Annotated in this window: 1 protein-coding gene; it reads left to right on the top strand. The window is 32.8% G+C overall.

All coding sequences use genetic code 11. The features are described from left to right. Positions 1–934: ISL3 family transposase (locus FC45_RS07435; RefSeq protein ID WP_057706518.1), on the top strand; the 934-nt coding region annotated here is incomplete at its 5' end. Positions 935–976 lie beyond the last annotated feature (42 nt).

Here is a 976-nt window from a genome sequence, read left to right as displayed (position 1 = left end):
TCTTTCTGCTTTAACTGAGGACCGTTCTATGACTAGTATTGCTCGTGAGAATAATCTATCTGTTAATACTGTTCAACGCGTTTTAGCTTCTTGTTCTCATCGTTTTATTGATAACTATAACTATTTACCTGAACACTTAGCCTTTGATGAATTTAAAGGCGTCGATAAAAAGCTACACTTTATTTATCTTGATGGTCAAAAGCATGAAGTGGTTCAAATCCTCAGAAACCGATACAAAAAGTCTTTACTTAAATACTTTGGTAAATTCTCTCCTAGTGCTCGTGCTAACGTCAAAACTGTTTCTATGGACTTAAACTTTTACTATCAAAATATTGTTAGAGCTTGTTTCCCTAATGCAGAAATTATCATTGATCGTTTTCATATGGTACAGATGTTAACTCGCTCTTTTAATTCTTTAAGAGTTTTAGTCATGAAGTCTTTTGATAAACGAGCAAGGCAATATCAACTGCTCAAATCACCTTGGAAGCTTTATCTTAAGTCTTTCGTTGATTTAGATAAGATTCACCCTCATTATAATTGGCACTTCAAAGACTATCTAACTCAAGAACAAGTTGTAATGGAAGGTATTAGTTGTGATCCAAGGCTAGATAATGCGTATAATTTAATGCAAGACTTTATGGCTGCTCTTAAAGCTAGAGATACTAATTCTTTGAAAGAAATAATTAATTCTAAAGCTGAGGTTGGCACTTTGATGCACAAGACTTTATTGACCTTTAAGCATAACTTACGAGCAGTCTTAAATGGTGCTAGATTCAGCTACTCTAATGGTTGTTTAGAAGGTTTCAATCGTAAGATTAAACAGATTGAGCGTACTGCTTATGGATACTCAAATTACATTAACTTACTAACAAGAATTAGATTAGAAGAAAACAAAGTTAAAGAAAAAGAACCAAGCAATTTATATATTGCTTGATTCTTTAAATCACTCTTTATCAACAGGATTTGACAAAGAGCC

The organism is Lactobacillus jensenii DSM 20557 (assembly GCF_001436455.1).
GTDB lineage: Bacteria > Bacillota > Bacilli > Lactobacillales > Lactobacillaceae > Lactobacillus > Lactobacillus jensenii.
The sequence above is the reverse complement of the archived record's forward strand: the minus strand, read 5'-3'. Positions and strand labels throughout refer to the sequence as shown.